The 20,637-nt window shown below is 65.7% G+C and carries 14 protein-coding genes; 7 read left to right on the top strand and 7 right to left on the bottom strand.

Annotation, left to right across the window (positions count from 1 at the left end; genetic code table 11):
• Positions 1–119: 119 nt before the first annotated feature.
• The 5 genes from J8N05_RS46070 to J8N05_RS46050 all read right to left on the bottom strand — a co-directional run bounded on the left by J8N05_RS46070 (position 120) and on the right by J8N05_RS46050 (position 6,843).
• Positions 120–953: a carbohydrate ABC transporter permease gene (locus J8N05_RS46070; RefSeq protein WP_210893959.1), complete on the bottom strand. Its 834-nt coding sequence runs from the start codon at positions 951–953 to the stop codon at positions 120–122.
• Between the two features lie 5 nt (positions 954–958).
• Positions 959–1,885 (bottom strand): carbohydrate ABC transporter permease, encoded by a 927-nt coding sequence (locus J8N05_RS46065; RefSeq protein WP_210893957.1) that lies wholly within the window; start codon positions 1,883–1,885, stop codon positions 959–961.
• Between the two features lie 58 nt (positions 1,886–1,943).
• Complete coding sequence (locus J8N05_RS46060) at positions 1,944–3,206, bottom strand: ABC transporter substrate-binding protein (RefSeq protein WP_210893955.1); 1,263 nt, start codon at positions 3,204–3,206, stop codon at positions 1,944–1,946.
• Positions 3,207–4,162: 956 nt separating this feature from the next.
• A complete protein-coding gene (locus J8N05_RS46055) occupies positions 4,163–5,539 on the bottom strand; it encodes an MFS transporter (RefSeq protein ID WP_210893953.1) in 1,377 nt (458 codons plus the stop codon).
• Between the two features lie 209 nt (positions 5,540–5,748).
• Positions 5,749–6,843, bottom strand: coding sequence for a Gfo/Idh/MocA family protein (locus J8N05_RS46050; protein ID WP_210893952.1), 1,095 nt, complete (start codon positions 6,841–6,843; stop codon positions 5,749–5,751).
• A gap of 131 nt (positions 6,844–6,974) precedes the next feature.
• On the opposite strand from J8N05_RS46050, the gene J8N05_RS46045 reads away from it, so the two are divergent.
• The 7 genes from J8N05_RS46045 (at position 6,975) to J8N05_RS46015 (ending at position 15,981) form a co-directional block, all read left to right on the top strand.
• The gene (locus J8N05_RS46045; protein WP_210893950.1) at positions 6,975–8,000 is read left to right on the top strand and encodes a sugar phosphate isomerase/epimerase family protein; all 1,026 of its coding nucleotides are present in this window, start codon (positions 6,975–6,977) and stop codon (positions 7,998–8,000) included.
• A 75-nt stretch (positions 8,001–8,075) separates the two neighbouring features.
• Entirely contained in the window at positions 8,076–9,332 is a 1,257-nt protein-coding gene (locus tag J8N05_RS46040; RefSeq protein ID WP_210893949.1) for an ROK family transcriptional regulator, read from the top strand.
• A gap of 312 nt (positions 9,333–9,644) precedes the next feature.
• Positions 9,645–10,943, top strand: a complete 1,299-nt coding sequence (locus J8N05_RS46035) for an MFS transporter (protein WP_282108207.1) — start codon at positions 9,645–9,647, stop codon at positions 10,941–10,943.
• 452 nt (positions 10,944–11,395) lie between these two features.
• On the top strand, positions 11,396–13,084 hold the full coding sequence (locus J8N05_RS46030; protein ID WP_210893945.1) for a GMC oxidoreductase: 1,689 nt from the start codon (positions 11,396–11,398) through the stop codon (positions 13,082–13,084).
• Between the two features lie 91 nt (positions 13,085–13,175).
• Positions 13,176–13,643 carry a C-glycoside deglycosidase beta subunit domain-containing protein gene (locus J8N05_RS46025; protein ID WP_210893943.1) on the top strand — a complete coding sequence of 156 codons (468 nt, stop codon included), beginning with the start codon at positions 13,176–13,178 and terminating at the stop codon, positions 13,641–13,643.
• Positions 13,643–14,767, top strand: a complete 1,125-nt coding sequence (locus J8N05_RS46020; RefSeq protein WP_210893941.1) for a sugar phosphate isomerase/epimerase family protein — start codon at positions 13,643–13,645, stop codon at positions 14,765–14,767. Before J8N05_RS46025 ends, J8N05_RS46020 begins: the two co-directional genes overlap by 1 nt.
• Complete coding sequence (locus J8N05_RS46015) at positions 14,764–15,981, top strand: lactonase family protein (RefSeq protein ID WP_210893939.1); 1,218 nt, start codon at positions 14,764–14,766, stop codon at positions 15,979–15,981. Before J8N05_RS46020 ends, J8N05_RS46015 begins: the two co-directional genes overlap by 4 nt.
• Before the next feature lie 953 nt (positions 15,982–16,934).
• Here J8N05_RS46015 and J8N05_RS46010 read toward each other — a convergent pair.
• Positions 16,935–18,041: a substrate-binding domain-containing protein gene (locus tag J8N05_RS46010; RefSeq protein WP_210893937.1), complete on the bottom strand. Its 1,107-nt coding sequence runs from the start codon at positions 18,039–18,041 to the stop codon at positions 16,935–16,937.
• Positions 18,042–18,255: 214 nt separating this feature from the next.
• Complete coding sequence (locus J8N05_RS46005; RefSeq protein ID WP_210893935.1) at positions 18,256–19,263, bottom strand: sugar ABC transporter substrate-binding protein; 1,008 nt, start codon at positions 19,261–19,263, stop codon at positions 18,256–18,258.
• Between the last annotated feature and the right edge of the window lie 1,374 nt (positions 19,264–20,637).

The following is a 20,637-nucleotide window of genomic DNA, read 5'->3' as shown; positions in this document are numbered from 1 at the left end:
GACGCCGCACACGAACGGGGCACGGGCCTGCCGACCGGCAACGCAGCAGCTCCGCCACTGGGTACGCCCGCGGCGGGCTGCTGCTGCCTATGCCCGGGCTGCTGGCCCGGCCGGGAACGTCAGGCTTTGATGCCTCCGGTGAACCCGCGAATCAACTGTCGCTGTGCGATGAGATAGAACGCGAGGATGGGAAGAACGGACGCGCCTACTGCGGCGAAGATGATGTTCCACTGCGTCACGTACTCACCGACGAACGAGTACACGGCCACCGGAACGGTCTGCAGAGAGCTTCCGGACAAGAAGATCAGCTGGACGAAGAAGTCGTTCCACACCATCACCCCAGTGATCACCGCCACGGTTGCCGTGATCGGCCGGAGCAGCGGAAAGACAATCCGAATGAACGTCTGCAGGCGCGACGCCCCATCGATGTAGGCCGCCTCCTCGTAGTCCCGCGGCAGCGTTCGGACGAAACCCGTGTACAGGAAGACTGCCAGCGGCATCAGCAGGCCGGTGTAGAGCAGGATCATCCCTATGTAGGTGCCGGCCAGGTCCAGTTCACGCAGGAGGGCGTAGGCCGGGACAATTCCCAGCTGAAAGGGAACGACGATCCCGACGACGAAGAGTCCGTAGAGCCCGGAGCCGAGCCGGCCGGGGCGCCGGGCGATGACGTACGCACACAGCGCCCCGATGACGACCAGCGACACAACGCTGCCGACCGTTATCACAAGACTGTTGACCATCGCCTGAGAAAGAGACACGCCGGAACTGCCGTCCCATGCCTGGGCGAAGTTCGAGAAGTCCGGGTGCCGAGGAACGGACATCGGACTGCTGAGCATCTCCTCAGACGGCTTGAGAGACACCAGGATCAGCAGAAAGAAGGGCACTGCCCAGATCGCCGCTACTGCCAGCAGGAGCAGCTCACGGGCGAAAGTCCGCGCGGTATAGCGGGCCATAGCCATCACAGTCTCTTTTCTCGGTTGCGCAGAATCACCAGCTGCAAGATCGAGACGCAGGCGACGAGAGCCGTCAGGACAAGGGCGAGGGCAGCTCCGTACCCGAACCGTCCCGACACGAATGTCTGCTTGTAGACCTGCGTCGCCAGCGTCTCCGACGCATCGGCAGGGCCACCTCCGGTGAGGGCCAAGACCTGGTCGAACACCCGCAGGCTGAACACCGTGGTCAAGGTGATGCTGGTCGTCATCGCCGGGGCAAGCAGCGGCAGGATGATCGCCCGGAACCGCCGAAGAGTGGAGGCCCCGTCGATGGCGGCGGCTTCCTCGATCTCCTCCGGAACGCCTTGCAGTCCGGCGAGGTACAGAGCCATGGCGAGCCCGGAGTACTGCCACACAAGGACGACCAGTACGGTCCACTTGGCCCAGGTCGGGTCGGCGAGCCAGGGCCGGGCCCACGACTCAAGGCCGACCACTGCGAGGAACCTGTTCAGCGGCCCCTGCGCGTCGAAGATGAACTGCCAGATGTAGGAGACGGCCAGGGAACTGAGTACCACCGGCGCGAAGAACACTGCGCGCAGAAAGTTGCGTGAGCGGATGGTCCGGTGGAGGCCCAGAGCCAGGCCCAGTCCGATCACATTGGCCAGAACGACCGAGACAGTCGCGAGGACGATCGTGTTGAGCAGAGCGCTGCGGGCGCCCACGCTGTGGACGATCTCGCGGAAGTTGTCCAGCCCGATCCAGGTGGCCTCGCCGGTGCCGTTCCAGTCGGTGAACGCGTATACCGCGCCGGCCCCGACGAGGACGAAATGCACGGCGACCGCGAAGGCGACACCAGGCACGGCCCAGTACAGCGGAGCGGCCAGGCGCGAACGGCTGCGCCCGGGCCCTATACGGATGCCGGTTTCTTCGACGTGCTGGAGCGGCTCGTGCACCGCCCCGTCTTGCGATCGCCGGCAGGTCTCGTCGGCTGATGCCTTTTCGGCTCTCATCCTACTGACCCCACGCCTTGTCGACGGTCTTGAGAGCGTCGACAGCGCTGCTCTGGCCAGTCATGAAGGCCACGACAGCAGTGCTGAGCGCATTCATGGCGCCGCCGCCCGCCCACTGGTCGTGAGGCCGAGCGATCGTCAGATTCTTGTCGTAGGGCTGCTTGAAACCTTGCAAGGTCTTGGGCAGGTCGCCGGCCTTGGCCTGCGCCAGCGAGACCGTGCCGCTCAGTTCGGCTCGTGTGGAAGCACCGTCACCGGCGACGAAGTCGAGGAATTGCAGCGCGGCCGTCTTCTTCTTCGTGGCAGCCGACACGCCGAGCGCATCCTGGTAACCGACGGAAACCCTGGTCTGAGCCTCCGTATCGCCCGGGAAGGCGACCATGGCCCAGTCGTTCGGCTTGCCTGCGGCGACTGCCCCCAGCGCCCCCGAAGGGACGATGGTCATGAGCGCCTTTCCGGACGTCATCGGCTCGAAGGACTGGGGCGTGCTGGCGGATTCCGCACCCGGTTGGAAACAGTCCGCCTTGCGCATCTGCCGGAACCGCTCCAGGGTTTCCTCCCAGCCGGAGGTGCCGGAGAAGGTGACCTCCCCGGCGTTTCGCTTCGTATTCCATTGAGGCTCGGCGCTGTAGACGAGGCTGGCGGCGACGATCTCTGCCGCGTACCCGGCCGACTGCCCGGACAGGGAAATCCCGTACTTGTCCTTGCCGCGGGCAGCCTTACAGAGTGCCAGCACGTCCGAGAAGGTCTTAGGAGTGCTGAGACCCATGCTCTTGAAGGCTGCCGGCTTGTACAGGATTCCCTGAGGAGACTCGTCCATCATCAGCCCGTACGTCTTGCCGTCGACCTTGTACATGCCTTCCGCAGCCTTGGGGATGTCAGCCGCCCAGGCCTGTCCTGACAGGTCCAGCAGTTTGCCGGACTTCGCCAACGGAATGAGCGACTCCGTCGCGCCCGTACCACCGTTCCCGTAGAAGACGTCCGGTGCGTTGCCGCCCTGGATCTGGGTGATGAGTGTCTGGCCGTAGGTCGGTCCGGCGGGTGCGTACTGCGTCTGCACGTGGATGTCAGGGTGTGCTGTTTCGAATGCCTTGATGACTTCGTCCATGGAGGCCTGGAGACCGGTGTGTCCCAGGAAGCGGATCGTGTTACCGCCCGAACCGCTGGCGGAGTCCCCTCCTCCGCACGCGGTCAGCATCGGGGCAATGCAGGCCCCGGCCATCAGGGCGCCGATCCACCTGCTGCGTCTGCTGCTTTTGAACACCTGGTGCCTCCTTCGCGGGCCACATTGCCCGGCGTGCTTCTCGGGGTACTGCCGTCGGCTCCGCCAGCGGCAACACGAGGTGTCCTGTATAACAGACACTCATTCTGCTGAATAGACTCTTTACGTGAGGCCTGCCGACCTGCTTTGTCGCCCGTCGGGTGGTTGCACGCCGACTGCGGACCCTCGTCCCCAGGATGGATATCCGCAGGTGTGCCTGCTTGCCGCTCGCGGCGAAGTGCTGCTCGATAGGTGTGATGTGGCGTCAGAAAGCTTTTGGCCAAGCGGATTTCACGTAGATCTGCGCGAGTTCAGGGTGAGAGGCGCCTGGTATGCCGAGTCGGGGCTTCGGCTCAGGTGCGGGCGAGGCGTCGAGGGGCTCGTCAGTGCTCATGCCCCGCGTAGGGCGGCGGTCCAGTTCTGGTGCCGGGGCGGGCAGACGGTGCCGTGCCGATCGCTGTCATCGGGTGGCCGTGCACCGAGGTGGGTCAGCCCGGCGGGCGTGTGCCGCATGTCTCAGGTCATGGCCGCAGAAGCCAGCTTCGGCAAACGCCGTCGGCGCAGTCCATGTAAGGGCCCAGACATCAGAACGGTGCGGGCGGGTTGTTCCGGCATACGTCGGATCCACTCGGGCCGCGGAGCCGGTTGGCGCGCGACTGACGGTGCTCGGTCGGTGGTTCCCATTCGTTCACGGTCCACCTCACAGACGGGTGGAGGGAGCCGACGTCGACCCTTCGAGGCTCACAGTTTGGGCCGTGGCCGGACGGTTGCGGCAGGCCACGGGCAACGTCGGTTTCGTGTAAACCGGCCTCGGCCACGCCGCAGGTCTTCCCGCGCTCGTACCGCTTCCGGTGAATTTCTCCTCGGCCGTGTCCATCGGAAGCACGGACAGCCGCGAAAGGCGCGGTGGCCGGCTCCAGCATGTAAGCCCTTTCGTCCTGGGTAGATCCGGGCTGCCGTCAGCGAGCTTCTGGGGCTGCAGCGCGGGCAGCCTCCGGCGCACTCGTTCCATCAAGCTCGGTCAGTCCAGTCCCTGACCCCAAGGGCTTCGGTTCGTCTGTCGACACGCCTACATCGAGCAGTGCGCGCCGTACCGGAAGGACGGCCAGCAGGCTGACCGCACATACCCCTCCAATCAGCGCTGCCACGGCGTTCGCGGAGCCGAAACGGGCGTAGAGCGACTCGGCTGCCAGCGGCACAAGCCCGCCGCCGATGATCGATCCGACCTGGAAACACAGGGACGCACCGCTGTAGCGCACCGAAGCCGGAAACATCAGGGTGAGCATGGCTGTCTGGGCTCCGTTGATGATCGAGTTCGCGATAGTCAGCAGGAGCAGTCCTGCGAAGATCAGCGGCACCATGGCGGTGTTCACCAGCCAGAACATCGGCCAAACCGCGACAACCGCGAGGCCGGTGCCGATCATGAACATCCGCTTCCTGCCCAGACGGTCACTCGCGCGACCGGCGAACAGCATCATCGCGATCCACGGGATGCTCAGGGCGACGGTGATCCACAGCATCGTGTCCGATTCCAGACTCAGTTGCCTCGTCCCGTAACTGACCATGTAAACCGACAGGAACGTGCCCAGTGTGGGACCGGCCAAGGACAGCAGGCTTCCTGACAGCACCTGCAGTGGTGAACGGCGGAACACCTCAAAGAGCGGTATCCGCGCGATGTCCTGGCTCTCGCGGGCATGCTCGAACTCGCCGGTCTCCGTGATGGACATCCGCACCACGAGTCCGACGATGATGAGGACCGCGCTGAACAGGAACGGCAGGCGCCAGGCCCAGGCCTGCATCGCTTCCGGAGAGAAAACCTGCGTCATGAGCAGGAAGGCCAGCTGGGACAGCAGGATGCCGGTCGGGATGCCGACCTGAGGGAAAGCTCCGTACAGCGCGCGCCGATTCGGCGGTGCATGCTCCACCGCCATGAGCGCGGCCCCGCCCCACTCTCCCCCTACGCCGATGCCCTGGACCAGCCGGAGTGTCACCAACAGGATCGGCGCCCACACTCCGATCGCCGCATAGGTCGGCAGGAGCCCGATCGCCGTGGTCGCCACACCCATCGTCAGCAGCGACAACACCAGCATCGACTTGCGACCCAGTCGGTCACCGAAGTGGCCGGCCACGATCGCCCCGAAGGGCCGCGCAACGAACCCGACCGCGAATGCGGCGAGCGAGGCGAGCGTGCCACCCGTATCGGAGAACTCCGGGAAGAACTGCTGACTGAACACCAACGCGGCCGCCAGCCCGTAGATGTTGAAGTCGTACCACTCGATCACACTGCCGATGTAACTGGCCAGCGCGACTCTGCCGGGTCCGGGACGCGACGGCATAGAGCACTCCTCCTTGAGCAGCCCAACGCGAAGTGTCCTGTATAGCAGGACGTCGTTCTACTGAACAGACTTGCTGCCTGGGGTTCTGTCATGTCATATGTTGCGGAATGGTGAATTAGTTCATTTCCCTGATCTCGTGCACGGTGAGTGTGTGCTGTAGCTGGCGGCGTCTGTTGTGCAGGCGTGGCCGTGTGTCAAGCGGGGCGCGCTCAGGCTGCCTCGACGTCGACCCAGCCGCCGTCGCGGGCCGATTCCACGACCGCCTGCGTGATCCGCGCGGCGCGCAGGCCATCGGTGAACGTCGGTAGTCCGGCGACCCGTTCGCCGCCGATAGCGGCGTAAGCGTCGGCGACGAAATCGGCGAAGCACTCGTAGTAGCCCTGCGGGTGTCCGGCAGGAAGCGTGGCCGACCGGCCGACGGGGGCCGAGGGGCGGGACGGGTCCCGGACGAGCACCTGGTGGCCCTCCCGGCCGCCGATCCAAAGGGATTCAGGGGTTTCCTGGCGGAAGCCGTAACTGGCGTCCGGGCCGTCGAAAGAGAACGTCAGTGAGTTCTTGTAGCCGGCCGATGCCTGGCTGACCACGACCGAGCCGACAGCGCCGGTGTCGGTTTCGAGCATCACCACCGCGCCGTCCTCGGTCTCGACGGTCTGTGGAGCACCGCCCGCCGTCGGCCGGGCGCCGACCGCGCGTGCGAACGTCGCGTTCACTCTGGTGATGCGCTGTCCGGTGACGAACTCGGCAAGGTCGCACCAGTGGACTCCAATATCCCCGAAGGCGCGTGTGGCGCCGCCGGCCGCCGGGTCGACGCGCCAGTTCGTGGCCTGCGCGTCGGCGAGCCAGTCCTGCAGGTAGCTACCGTGGATGAGCCAGGGCGGGCGGTGTCCGGGGCGCGTGATGCGTGCGCGTGCCTCACGCACCGACGCGTAGTAGCGGTACACGAACGGCACGGCGGTGGCCAGGCCGCGCTCGGCCGCCAGCGCGGTGAGTTCCTGTGCCGTCGTGACGTCGGTCGCCAGCGGCTTCTCGCACACGACCGGCACGCCGGCGTTGAGTGCGGCGCGGCAGAACTCCGCATGCGTGGCGTTGGGCGTGCACACGTGAACGACGTCCACCCCGAACCGCAGTGCATCCTGAACCGAGTCGAAGCCGTGGCTCGCCCCCCACCGGGCCGCGGCCTGCTGGCCCTTGCCGGGAGTCGATCCCACGACGCCCACGAGCTCGCCGCCCGCCGCGACTGCGGAACGTGCGTGGACGGCTCCCATGAATCCTGTGCCAACGACGGCAACTCGGAGACGGTGCATGGCGCGCCTCGCTCTCTGCCCCGCAGGGCTATTGCGGATATCGGTTGAAAAGGGGCATGTCGCAGGGGTTGCGGCCCTGGACTTTTGCTTAGATTAAGCTAAAGTCGCGGCGAGTACCAAGGAGGTCACACATGACACAGAGCCCGCAACCGGCCCGCCAGCCGGTGACTCTCTTCACTGGCCAGTGGGCGGACCTGCCGTTCGAGGAGGTGGCCCGGCTGGCCAGTCAGTGGGGGTACGAGGGACTGGAGATCGCCGCTTCGGGTGACCATCTCGACCTGGCTCGGGCCGAGGCGGATCCCAGTTATCTCTCCGGCCGCCTGGAGATTCTGGACCGGTACGGCCTGAAGGTCTGGGCGATCTCTCACCACCTCGGTGGGCAGGCCGTGTGCGATGACCCGATCGACTTCCGGCATCAGTCGATTCTGCGGCCAGAGATCTGGGGCGACGGAGAGGCCGAGGGTGTCCGCCGCCGAGCGGCCGAGGACATGAAGCGGGCAGCCCGTGTCGCCCGCGGGCTGGGCGCCGACACGGTCGTGGGCTTCACTGGATCGAAGATCTGGAAGTACGTGGCCATGTTCCCGCCTGTACCGCAGTCGGTGATCGACGACGGGTACGAGGATTTCGCGCGTCGCTGGAACCCGATCCTCGATGTGTTTGACGACGAAGGCGTGCGGTTCGCGCACGAGGTCCACCCGTCGGAGATCGCCTACGACTACTGGACGAGCGAGCGCGCCCTCGATGCCATCGGCCGGCGCGCGGCCTTCGGTTTCAACTGGGACCCCTCGCACATGCTGTGGCAGGGCATTGACCCGGTCGGTTTCATCACCGATTTCGCCGATCGCATCTATCACGTCGACTGCAAGGACACCCGTCTGAGGCCGGCCTCCGGGCGGGCCGGAATCCTCGGATCCCACCTGCCCTGGGGCGACCCGCGGCGACGCTGGGATTTCGTCTCCGTCGGTCACGGCGACATCGCCTGGGAAGACGCCTTCCGCGCCCTGGCCTCCATTGGCTACGACGGCCCCATCTCCGTGGAGTGGGAGGATGCGGGTATGGACCGGCTGCACGGTGCTGCGGAAGCCGTCGGGAAGATCCGCTCGGCCCTGTGGCCGCTGCCGCAGGCCGCTTTCGACGCGGCCTTCAGTAATCAGTGACACCCTCGCGCCCGCGCTTCACCTGCCGACGGCCGCGCTCTGCATGCCGTGAGCGGCGAGCCGTATGGTCATCCTGTGAGCCAGGGCCAGGATGACCACAGCACCCCGCACGGCAACGTGAGCAAACCGACGTCCGGCGTCCGCCGGGGAAACGTTCAGCGCGTCCTCGAAGCCCTGCGCCTGGGCGGCCCCTCCTCGCAGGCTGCCCTCGCGCGCCGCACCGATCTGTCACGCGCGACGGTCAACAGCATCGTCAAGAAGCTGCGCGCCGAGGGCGTGGCCGAGGTGTACCCGGTCAACGGCCGGGAGACTCTGGTCGCTCTCGTCTCAACCAGCGCCGCCGTCATCTCGGTCCAGGTGAATGTCGGCGCCGTGCGTGCGGCCCTGTTCGACTTGGGCAGCCGTACCCGCACCGACGCCTACGTGCCGCTGGGTGACGGAGCGCAGGGGGGTGACCCCGGCCTCGTCACGGACCTGGTGCGATCCCTGGCCGGGCAGGCGAGCCTGCAGATGCAGGATCTCGCGGGCATCGCCGTAGGCATGCAGGCGCCCATCTCCCGGGACACGGGCATCATCTCCTCGTGGGCGCGCCTGCAGCTGCCCTCCTGGACGGACGTTCCGGTCGCCGCATCACTCACGGACGCACTTGGCGTCCCCGTCGTGGCGGAGAACGACGCGAACCTTGCAGCACTGGCCGAATGGACCTGGGGAGCAGGCCAGGGCTCGGCTGACTTCCTCTACGTCATGTGCGCCGGGGGAGTGGGGGGAGGACTTGTCATCGACGGCCGGATCTACCGCGGCGCTGACGGCCTGGCCGGCGAGATCGGCCACATGGTGCTGGAGACGAGCGGGCCGGTCTGCTTCTGCGGCAGCCGCGGATGCCTCACGACATTCGTGTCGGAACGCTCCATCCTCGCAGCGCTCGACGCCTCGGGCAGTTCCCGCAAAAACCTGCGGGAGGTCGTCGCGGGCGCACGCAAGGGCGATCCGGCCTGCCGGCGCGTGCTGTACGAGGCGGGGCGCCACCTGGGGCGTGCCTTCGCCAACACCGCCAAGCTCATGGCTCCCAGCGTGATCGCTGTCGGCGGCGTTCTCAGCGAGGCAGGGCCCCTGCTTTTCGACAGCATCCAGTCCTCGGTCGAGGTGCACAGCCTCCGGGCCGTCTCCCCCTCCCTCCGCTTCACCGCGGCACGCCTGGGTGACGACGCGACCCTGCTCGGTGGCGCCGCCCTCGTCCTGGCCGAGACGGGCCAGGGCCTCAGTACCCTGCCCGGATGGGCGAGGAGTCGGGCAACTGTTCAGAAGTCAAACAGTTCGGCGCGAAATCGTTGACAAACACTGCTGAAATTATACGATAACCAGGAATGAGGGCGCGGCAGCCTACAAAGATCGCCGCGCGCCGCATGGGACGTATATCGGTAAGCGTGAGCCGCCACCGTCCGGTGAACCAGGGCACACACTTCCTGGTCCCTCACCTCCGGTGCAGTAGCGGAAAAGCGCTCGGCGCGCGGGGCAGCGGGCCCTTGCAGCGCGAGAACACCCTCGCTGGTACTGAATCGCGTGAACCACCCGAGAAACAGCCTGTCGCTGGTTCTCGCGTGCAAAAAAGCGTTCAGAACTCGAACGGTTCAAAGGATCTCAACGATGAGTCAACCGACGAGCTTTGATGAAGCATCGCAGGTAGCCGCTCCGTCCACCGCTGATCAGGACGCAGCTCAGACCGGAAACAACAAGACGTTCGTTCAGCTCATCGTGATGATGCTGCTTGAGTTCATCGTCTTCGGCTCCTGGTTCGCCACGTTCGGACTCGTCCTCGCGACGAACAACCTGGCGTCCATCATCGGCACCGCCTACACCCTCGCGGCTGTGGCGGCCATCGTCGCCCCGATGCTCCTGGGCGCTCTCGGCGACCGTTTCCTCTCCTCGCACAAGGGCCTTGGCATCGCCCACCTGGCGGGCGGAGCGGTCATGCTGACGCTGCCGGCCGTCGTGCGCGCCGGCAACGGCACCCTGACCCTCACACTGATCTTCGTATACATGCTGTTCTTCCAGCCCACGCTCGGCCTGGCCAACGCCATCGCGTTCCGCCACCTCGGCGCGAACAAGCGCCACTTCCCTTACATCAGGGTCTTCGGCACGGTGGGCTGGGTGGTGGCCGGATTCGGTGTGGGATGGCTCGGCCTGTCGGCATCGGTCGGTCTCTTCTACGTGACCGCCATCGCGAGTTTCGCTCTGGGCCTGTACGCCTTCACCCTGCCTGCCACACCACCGCCCGCCAGAGGCGCGCGCTTCTCCCTGGGTGACCTCGTGGGAGCCAAAGCCTTCCGCCTGCTGCGGCACCGCAACTTCGCCGTACTGATGGGCTGCGCCGTCCTCACCGCCGTCTCGCTCGGTGTCTACAACACCTACGCCGCCACCTACCTGAGCGCGCTCGGCATCGGAAACGTCGCCGGAGTCCTCGCGCTGGGACAGGCCTCCGAAGTCGTGTTCATCGTGACCATCCCCCTGGTGCTCAAGCGCGTCGGGATGAAGTGGGCCCTCTTCCTCGGCATGTGCATGTGGGCGGTCCGGTTCTTCCTCTTCATCGAAGCAGCAGGCAGCGGCGACTGGCTCGCCGTCACCGCCATCGTGCTGCAGGGCATCTGCAACGACTTCTTCCTCGTCCTCGCCGCCCTGTACATCGGCCAAGTCGCACCCGTCCAACTCGCCGCCCAGGCCCAGGGCATGCTCATCCTCGTGGTGTCCGGCGTCGGCGCCTTCATCGGCTCGTTCGTCGCCGGCGAGATCTACAACGCCACCGTCGGTGCACAGAGCAACCCGGCCCCCAGTGACTGGAACGCCGTCTGGGCCCTGCCGATCGCCACGGCCGCACTGGCAGCGGTCCTGTGGGCCCTGCTGTTCCGACACACCCGCGGCCAGGAGGCCCAGCCCCTCGAAGCCTGAACAGGATCCAGTACGTCGGACGGGAGCCGGACAGTGAGCGGAAAGGGACAGGCAGCAACCATGCGGCACTCGGACCATGCCTATGACCGCACGCCGCCACTGACGGCTTCCCATCTCAATACGGGCGCACCGCACGCCCTCCAGGGCCTGGTCTTCAGCGCCTGGGAGCGAAGCCAACGGCTCGGCCTGCGCGAGGTTCGCGGTCCCACGGCACCCACCCCGCCGTCATCCCCGGAACCAACCGGAGCCGCTCCAACAAGCGGCGGACCCCGGCCTCAAGCAGAGAAGAGCTGAAGGACTGTGAAAACACAGCGAGCCCCCCGCAGCGCCACGATCGCCAACAACAGGCACAACCCGCACTCGAACAGGCGGCCCCTGACCGAAGAGCAGAACCAGACACCGACCGGTGACGGAACCGCCCGCCCGGCCCGTTCACAGGACGGGTGCTGACCATGACATCTCTAGACAAGCGCTACGACGCCCTGGTCATCGGTTCCGGCGCCGCAGGCAGCATCGCAGTCAAGGAACTGACCGAGCGGGGTCTTGAGGTCCTGCTCCTGGAAGCCGGCCGCGACATCAGCGAAGCTGACTTCACTCCGCCGCCCGAGACCCGGCCCCAGGCGATGAGCATCAGCCTCGGCGGCCGCATGCGCTCCGGCCTCAAGGGCCAGTACGTCCAGGCCCGACGTGCCATGTTCAAGGAACAGACCAGTCCGTTCCTCGTCAACGACTGGCAGCACCCGTACTCCTCCGACGGCGAATTCCTGTGGATCCGAGGCCGCCAGCTCGGCGGACGCCTCCACTCCTACGGACGCGTACTGCTGCGCTCCTCCGACCACGAGTTCAAGGCCGCGTCGCACGACGGACACGGCGAGGACTGGCCCATCTCCTACGCGGACCTGGCCCCCTACTACGACCGCGTCGAAGAGTTCCTCGGCATCTACGGCACCAGCGAAGGACTGCCCAATCTCCCGGACGGCAAGTACCGCGGGCCGTCGCTGCTGACCGAGGCAGAGAAGAAGTTCAAGGCCACGGTCGAAAACCGCTGGTCGAACCGCCACGTCGCACCGTGGCGGTACGCGGCACCCAACCTGCACCGCGTCCCACTCGGCATCCTCGCGGCACGCAAGACAGGACGTCTCACCACTCGCACCGACGCGATCGTGCAGAAGATCACGGTCAACTCCAAGACGGGTCTCGCCGACGGCGCGATCTTCATCGACCGGAACACGAAGGCCCAGTCCCGCGTGTACGCGGATGTCGTGGTGACCTGCGCCTCAGCGATCGAGTCGGTCCGGCTGCTGCTCAACTCGGCAGGCGACGCCCACCCGGACGGACTGGCCAACTCCTCCGGTCTGCTCGGCCACTACTTCATGGACCAGACCCCCAGCCTGCTGTTCGGCGACGATCCCAACCACCCGGGGTCCGAGTCGACGGACCAGGCGCCGCCCGACCCGTACTACCCGCCCATCGGCGGCGTGTACATTCCCCGCTTCGAGAACCTCGACAGCACCACCAGGAGTGACTTCGCCCGCGGCTGGGCGGTCCAGGGAACGATCGGCCGCATGCCCGTCCCGGACGGCGCCGGCGGCGTCGTAGGCCTGATGGGATTCGGCGAGATGCTGCCCTACTACGACAACCGCATCACGGTGCACTCGCGGCGCACCGACGCATGGGGCATACCCATCCCACGCATCCACCTCTCGATCACCGACAACGAGCGCGCCCTGATGCGTGCCCAGGTCCGCGGACTGCGCGAGATGGCCGAAGCCAGCGGCTACCGCGTCAACTTCGCCGCCTCGGCACTCGGCCTGGACTCGAAGAAGATCTGGCCCGACGCCGACCCGCTCAGCCGGGCAATCTTCCGCATCGGGATCAAGCGAAGCCTGGCGATGGGCGCGGCCATCCACGAGTGCGGCGGTGCCCGGATGGGCAGCGACCCGGCCAAGTCCATCCTCAACGAGTTCAACCAGGCGTGGGACGTCCCCAATCTCTTCGTCACGGACGCCAGTGCCTACGTGTCGAACGGCGGAGTGGGACCGACCCTGACGATCATGGCTCTCACGGCACGTGCCTGCGAGTACATCGCCCGCGAGCACGCGAACGGATCGCTTCACCAGCGCTCCGAGCAAGCGCGCTAGGACCCGAGCAGCGCCGCAACGCCCCGGACCGGCCCTCCACGACCCGGCCGGTCCGGCTCCGGCCACCCCGCGATCACACCTGGTGACAGACATGTTCGAAAACTTCCTGATCCGCCCCGACAGCCTGCACAACGAAACCCGTGACGGCCACACCGTCGGCTTCACCCTCGCCGTCCGCCACGCCAACTACCGCGGCTGCTACCTCTCGCTGCACAACGGCTACTACGTCGAAGTCGACGGCACCGAATACCCCACCACCGCACAGAGCTTCGAAATCAACGGCAAGCCGCCCCGCACCTTCGACGACATCCGCACCGCCGTGCACGAGCACTGGAACTACGACGACGAGGGGATCCTCCACATCGCCGTTCCGGGCGGCCTGGCAGCAGGCGAGCACACCGTCCGCTTCCAGCAGTCCGTCCTGGCCGCCTACGGCTACCTGCCCACCGACGAGGCATGGGTGAAGAACCCGCCCACACCAGGCTCCGGAGCGGGGTCCGACAAGGCCCCCGACATCATCGCCTACACCCTCACCCTCACCGAACCGGAGGCGAACTGATGGCCATCCACCGCGGCGTGTCCCTCTACAGCTACCAGCAGTCCCAGTTCTTCAAGGAACTCACCCTCGAAGACCAGATCCGCGAGGTCGGCCAGAACCTCGGCGGTGCCGACGGCATCGAACTGATCGATGAAATGTCCCTGCGCTACCCCGAGCCGGGCGACGACTTCCGCCGCCAGTGGTTCGAATGGATGCAGACGCACGGCACCAAGCCCGTCGCCATGGACGTCGGCATGGACGTCCTGCAATTTCGCGACCACGTCATGAGCATCGAGGAATGCGCCGACCGCCTCCGCCAGGACATCCGTCTCGCGAAGTCCCTCGGGTTCAGCAACGTGCGGGTCCTGTCGGTCGTACCCATCGAGGTCCTCACCTCTGCACTGCCCGTGGCCGAGTCGCTCGACATCCGTCTCGGCAAGGAAATCCACCAGCCCATGACCCTGGAAGGCCGCGAAGTCGGCGACATCCTCGATGTCGTGGACCGCACCGGGACCAAGCATCTCGGCATCGTTCCCGACCTGGGTATCTTCCAGTTCAGGCCGTCGGAAGTCCTGCTCGCCTGGCTGGAGCGACGCGGCGCACAGCCCGCGGCCTCCGCGGCATCCGTGGCACTCGCCCTGGACATCCGCCGAGGACAACCGCCCTTCGACCTGGCGGCCATCTCCCGCCACACCGCCGGCAACCTGCGCTCCGACTTCAACCGCTACCTGACCGCCGGACAGTGTGCTCCAGAGCTCCTGGAGGTGTTCGACGGCGTCAAGCAGTACGCCAAGGACCGTGTCGAGAACCCCCAGGACGCGGACTACCGCACCGTCGCGGAAGCACTCATGCTGTCCCGCACCTCCGCCGACACCCTCCGTGAGATCGCACCGCACGTCACGCACGTCCACGGCAAGTTCAACAACATGTCCGAAGTAGCCGGGGCTCCCGGCCAGTACCAGGACATCGCCATCGACTACGACGCCGCCATCGGCGCCCTGAAGGCCGGCGGCTTCGACGGTTACATCAACTCCGAGTACGAAGGCCAGCGTTACTTCCAGGACCGTGGCCGCGAAGACCTGATGGACGAGGTGGACCAGGTCCGCCGACACCAGGAGATGCTCCGGAGGCTGATCGCCTCATGACCACTCCGCCCCCGAACAAGGAGCGAAGCGGCCGTCTCGTCGCCTACATCGGCACCTACGGAAGCGACAGCGACCCGGCCGCGGGCGGCATCACCGCCCTTGATGTCGCCTCCGACGGCCGCAAACTCACCCCGATCCACCGCATCGCCGAACCGCGGGAAGCCGGATATCTGGCCTACGCCCCCTCCACACGGACGCTGTACGCCGTCGACGAACGAAAGACCGACGGCCGCGGACCCGTTGAACCCCCCGCCGCCGTCCACGCCCTGTCGGTGTCCGAGCACGACGGTAGCCTCAGCGCTCTCAACTGGCTCACCGCACCCGGCCCCCGCCCCACCTTCCTGTCACTCGATGAGCGAAGCGGCGTGCTCGTCACCGCGAACCACGGCGACTTCGACCACGTCGAACACGTCGTGCAGGCCGGCGACGGAACCTGGCACACGCAGTACCTCTACGACGACTCGACCGTGCTGCTGTACGCGCTCGGGACCGACGGCCGGCTCGCCGCTCTGCGCGACGTCCAAGTCATGGAAGGCCACGGGACAGACCCGAACCTCTCACCCCAAGCAGGCGGCCACGGTCAGGCCAGCGCACACGCGCACTGCGCTGTCATCGACCCTTCTGGCCGCTACGTGCTCGTAGGAGACAAGGGAAACGACCGCATCCTCGTCTACACCCTGGGTGACGGGCTCGAACCTACCCATGCGTACCAGCTGTCGCCCGAGACCGGACCCCGGCACATCGCCTTCGGACCGGCCGGTGACCGGGCCTATGTCACCTACGAGTTCTCCTCCGAGATCGCCTCGTACGCCTTCGACCCGTCCTCGGGCCAACTGCGTCTGCTTGCCCAGACGTCCACGGTGCCGCTCACATATGCCGGCCTCAACGAGCCCGCTGAGGTCAGAGTGCATCCGGCTGGCAACTTCGTGTATGTCAACAACCGGGGGGAGGACACCCTTGTCTGGTTCCGGGTCGACTCCGATGGTGGACTCACGCGGGCCGGACACGTATCACTGGCGGAGTCGGTCCACCCGGGGCTGGCGGCCCGCAGCTTCGCCTTCGACCCCACCGGCACGTTCCTCCTCGTCGCGGACAGGCCGGCGGACCTCGTGCGTTCGTACGCCGTCGACAGCCTGGACGGCACCTTGACCGAGCTGACGGAGACACACGTTGCTCAGCCGGCCTTCGTAGAGTTCGTGCAGTTGCCTGGCTGATCCCCACAGACAGGCTTACGAGCCAGAGTCCGAAGCTTCGAGGCGGCCCCACCCCGGGGGTCGCCTCGTCTCCTGTTCTGCGCGCTCGGTCGCCGTCCGGATCAGCCCTGCGGGCGGCCGGAAGACACTCTCTGCGATCATGTCCGCAGCCACCCCCGGCCGCACTCGGCGGCAACCATCAGCGGCCCTCGGACGGCCCGGCCCACGGTCTACCGGCCTTCATCACCCAGCGGAGCCGAGAACCGGTCCGGGCTCACGCTGCATCGTGTTGTCCTGGATGAATGCGGCGGACGTGGTCGAGCTGGACGGGGCGCAGTGCGCAATGGCGCCGTCAGCGTCAGGGAGGTAGTAGACGGTCCGCTGACTGGGCCGAATCCGACCGCCTTCTCAGGCCCAGCCGCAGAGCCACCTCGCTGCGGACGGGAAGAGACTGTCCTCGGGCAGCACCGATGCCCACATACACGCCAGCCTGGGCCTGCACTCGCTGGTGTGTAGGATCCCGCGAATCAGCTCCCGCCGAGGTCCCCACCGCCGTCGGCTGCCGAGCTCTGCGCCGACAAAGTAGTGCTTCGAGAACGAGGTTTCCGCCACCGCATCACACGGTCGCAGAGCCATCCGTCGGACCTTTCCGCGCGGCCACACTGCTGGGTGGCCACGCGAGCCATGTCCTGGCCAGTGGAGGAGACCGGTGCCTGCACTCCTGTTGGGAACGGAACCAGGAACACCTCCTTTCCGTCGTCGGCGTGGCGACGCTTCCTCCCGGATACCGTCATGCAGGAATGGAAACGACATCTTGGGCACCAACTTCGAGTGACCATGCCGTCAGTCGTGGACCCGCTGAACCAGCCGGGGCAACTCAAGTACTTTTGAAGACTACACGGAAGAGGGAATCCCATGTCGAGGGCGGGCAGAAAACCATACATCGGGTAGCCGATAAGAATCCTGCGATGCCTTTACGTCAGGCCGATCTTGGCGCACGCAGACTTGTACTCTGCGGTACAGATTTCTTCCAGAGTGTAAATTTTGTCGGCGACAACAGTGTCCATGATGTTTGCGCGAGTCAGGGGATCCACGCGCACCAAGTGCGTCGGGATGGCCTTATCGGTGGGACTGTCGACCTTGTCGGTAGCCAGCGCGTCGAACTGAATATTCTCGCCCTGAACCTTCAGAACAGCTGCTGTTGCGGCAACCTTGGCCTCATCCGGATATGGTTTATAGACCGTCATGAGCTGCTCACCGGTGATGATGCGCTGCACTGCCGAGAGCTCGGCGTCCTGACCGGTAATGGGCGGTAGTTTGGTGACGCCCGCGGCCTCGAAACTCCTGATAATGCCTGCCACCATGGCGTCGTTGGCAGAGTAAACGCCATCAATGTTGTCCTTGCCGATCGCGTTGATGGCCTCGGCCATTTCGGTTTGCGCGATGTCCGGGTTCCAGCCCGCTGTGTCATAGGACTTCACGATCTTCGCCTGGTTGGAGATCTCCGACAGTGCACCCTTCTTGACCTGCTGGCCGCTCGGGTCGGTGAGTGAGCCGTTCACCATCACGACGTTGGCAGCAGTGCCCGTGTCCCGGCCCATTGCGTCTATCAGGGAGCGGCCCTGCACCTCGCCGGCGAGTTCGTTGTCGAAAGAGACGTACAGATCGACCGGTCCCTCGGCTAGACGGTCGTAGGCGATCACCGGAATGTCGGCAGCTTTCGCCTTTCTGACCATTGGAGCGATCGTGTGTGAGTCGACTGCGTCCAGCAGGATGACGTCCACTTTCTCAGTGATCATCTTCTGCATCTGGGCGGCCTGCACGTCCGGGTCCTGGTCCGCATTCTGATAGTCCGTTCGTCCCTGGTCCTTGGTGAGAGATGCGACCGTCTTCTTGATGATCGGGTAGTCGAACTGATCGTGGCGCGTACTGCTCTTCTCGGGCAGCAGCAGACCGATCGTCATCTCGTTGACTTGTGTCGGTCTAGTCTTCGGACCTTCCTCGGACTTGCCCAGAAGGGCGCAGCCGGCGAGCGAAAGGACCATCGTGGAAGCGACCACGGATAGGGGGATACGACGCATTCCAGACTCACTTCGCGTGTGATTCGGTTGTGGGTGCCGCAAGGGGCCCATGTATTCGAGCAACCAACACACCGGTGCCAGCGCAGGGTTGATTCGCTCACTTCGGCGGCGGGGTTTCACTGGTGCTACTACTCACCCAGGGAGTGGCACACAGTCCCGGCCGCAGATACCGACCGCGTTTGGTGCAACCGGTTCAGCCCACGGCGCGAATCCATCAGCAACCACTCTTGTAGACCCAGTCGGCTGATTCGTCGATGTTGTCCGCAGTCAGTACCTTTTGCGTGACGCCGATTTTGTCGGAGGACGCAGGTACGGCGCCGCCCCTGCCCTTGCGTAGGTAGTTCACTACAGCTTTGACCTGCTGTTCACCGATCTGCACCGGGGATTGCGCCACCAGCGCGGTGATGGTGCCCGCGTTGAGCGCCAGCACCTCGGTCGGCGTTGCATCCAGGGCGATCACCGTCACCCTTCCGGATTTGCCCGCCTGCTGGACGGCGGCTGCGGTGGCTGTCCCATCGGGACCATCGGCGGCAACGATCACCTTGAGGTCCGTATGGTCGGCCAGCAGTGAGGAAACTGCGGAAGTGGCCTTCGCGACGTCGTAACCGGTGTACTTAGGTGCCAGGGTCCTGAGATTCGGGTTCGCTTCTTTGATGGCGCTGACAACCGGGTCCAGGCGTGAGTCGACTGGTTCGAGTCCGGCGACACCGTTAACGATCGCCATCGAACCTGAACCGCTCGGAACGAGCTCGGCCAGATCGGACAGGAAGTCCAGGTCCTCGGTGTCGGTGCCCACGACTTTGTACTGTGTGGCGGGGGCAGCGGAGTTGATCGTCACGACCGGAACCCCATCGCTCATGAGCGTCTCGTACTGGTTCGTGAACTGGTTCGGGTCGCTCGGGTTGACGATCATGCCGTCGGGCTTCGACTGTCGAGCCAAAGAGAACTTCTGTGCGTACGAGGAGGCTTCGCTGTTCGCGGAGGTGTACTCCTTGTAAGCCACGCCGAGCCGGGCCGCCTCGTTCTTCGCTCCGCAGCCCAGCGTCGTCCAGAACGGGTCGCTGGACAATCCGTACACGGCCGTGATCGAGAGCTTCTCGCTGGCGTTCTCGGAGCCGGCGGACGCCGATGAGTCGCTAGGCGTGGTGCCGCAACCGGTGGCTACCGAAGTCACCATAGCGACGTAGGCCCCCATCAGTGATCGATACGCCATCTTTCTCATGCTTTTCGCTCCTCGGGTGTTAAAGCGGACAGAAGTCCGACTTTGAGGTCATAGGTGCGCGTGGACCGGACAAGAACTGCTGCTCTGGTGATTGCCGAAAGCGGGCGCCGTGGCGATGCCTGCTTGGGTTCGGGTCGCGGTGGTGACGGTGTTGGTCGCTCCAGGGCGCCGGGGCATGTCTGTGCAGTAGGCGCCCCGGAACGGCATGCGAGGTGGAGGGCGCGCAGGGGGCCTTGAAACGCCCTAGTTGCAGTCAGGGCTGGGGAGCGGGATTAGCAGTGGTGGCGAAGAAGGTTCGCGCGTGGGGGAGTGAGCGGAGCCACGGGCCAACTAGCACGTCAGGCGTGGTCGAAGCCTGTGCATGACCGGTCGGCATGCTCGCCCTCCGGCCAGCCGGAAGCCGTGCGTGCCCCTTCCGGTGGTCCTCTGTCTGCTACTGGGAGGCTAACGCCGTAGCTTGCTGCCTCTTTGCTTCCGGCCCGAGCCGAGATTCGGCGGTGTCAGGTAAGGCTCGTCTGTGTGCTGCACTCACCCGGTGCTCCTTGTAGGGATGGAAGAGGAAGACGGCACAACGAAGCCGCTGATGTCTGTTTTCCACCCGCAAGGGCCGGACACCACGTCGTGACGGCAAGCCCATACTTTTGCGTATGCTGCGCGAAAGTCAATGACTTTGCCGACAATACTGTTAACAATGTTTGAGGTGGGGTGATCGGTCAGCCGTCTGATGTGGGAGGAATTCGCGTCTGCGGGTGATCGAGAGCCGCACGGTGCCCGAGGTGGCCGTTGCCTGGGGTCCGTGGGGGTTCCATGCTCCGTGTGCGGAGGCCGCGTTCATCGAGGATGCCTGGTGGGGTGCTCCGCGGGTTCCTCCTCGACTGACAGCCGATCTGCCCCGGGCCGCCTCAACCCTGGACTGGACCATGCCGCTGATCTGAACGACGGAGTGCCGCCGAGACATGGAGAAGAGGCAGCGGGGCGGTGTCGGTTGTAGAGCGCTGGTTAGTTTCATCGGCGGGCAGCACTGCCGCCGTTGCACGGCCCGGATGAAGGGCGAAGTCGGCTCGCATGCGGGCCATCATTCGTCCTGCAGGCCGACACCGGACGGTCGGTGTCCGACCCCTTCGACCATGCCCTGGCTGGAGTTGAGGATTGAGGGAGGGCGGGATGGGCGGCGCGGACGCAGCCGGCGATCGGGGCGCGCTCACCCGGTTTTGCGTCGGCGGGGCCTCCGCATGAGGCCGCCGTCAGCAGATCCAGCGACTGTTGCTCGGTCCGCCAGGGCCACTTGGAGAACTGAGGTACCAAGGGCAGCGGCACACGTCTCATCGAGGACCTGTCCAGAACATCGGTCACGCTCGGGACGCTTAGACGGTG

Origin of the sequence: Streptomyces liliiviolaceus, assembly GCF_018070025.1 — a bacterium.
Lineage (GTDB): Bacteria > Actinomycetota > Actinomycetes > Streptomycetales > Streptomycetaceae > Streptomyces > Streptomyces liliiviolaceus.
This window is presented reverse-complemented; position numbering and strand designations above follow the sequence as displayed.

Bases quoted from the DNA above. Each gene is read 5' to 3' on its own strand.
- J8N05_RS46070 (WP_210893959.1), bottom strand. From the start codon at position 953: ATGGCCCGCTATACCGCGCGGACTTTCGCCCGTGAGCTGCTCCTGCTG.
- J8N05_RS46055 (WP_210893953.1), bottom strand. From the start codon at position 5,539: ATGCCGTCGCGTCCCGGACCCGGCAGAGTCGCGCTGGCCAGTTACATC.
- J8N05_RS46050 (WP_210893952.1), bottom strand. From the start codon at position 6,843: ATGCACCGTCTCCGAGTTGCCGTCGTTGGCACAGGATTCATGGGAGCC.
- J8N05_RS46045 (WP_210893950.1), top strand. From the start codon at position 6,975: ATGACACAGAGCCCGCAACCGGCCCGCCAGCCGGTGACTCTCTTCACT.
- J8N05_RS46035 (WP_282108207.1), top strand. From the start codon at position 9,645: ATGAGTCAACCGACGAGCTTTGATGAAGCATCGCAGGTAGCCGCTCCG.
- J8N05_RS46030 (WP_210893945.1), top strand. From the start codon at position 11,396: ATGACATCTCTAGACAAGCGCTACGACGCCCTGGTCATCGGTTCCGGC.
- J8N05_RS46025 (WP_210893943.1), top strand. From the start codon at position 13,176: ATGTTCGAAAACTTCCTGATCCGCCCCGACAGCCTGCACAACGAAACC.
- J8N05_RS46020 (WP_210893941.1), top strand. From the start codon at position 13,643: ATGGCCATCCACCGCGGCGTGTCCCTCTACAGCTACCAGCAGTCCCAG.
- J8N05_RS46015 (WP_210893939.1), top strand. From the start codon at position 14,764: ATGACCACTCCGCCCCCGAACAAGGAGCGAAGCGGCCGTCTCGTCGCC.
- J8N05_RS46010 (WP_210893937.1), bottom strand. From the start codon at position 18,041: ATGCGTCGTATCCCCCTATCCGTGGTCGCTTCCACGATGGTCCTTTCG.
- J8N05_RS46005 (WP_210893935.1), bottom strand. From the start codon at position 19,263: ATGAGAAAGATGGCGTATCGATCACTGATGGGGGCCTACGTCGCTATG.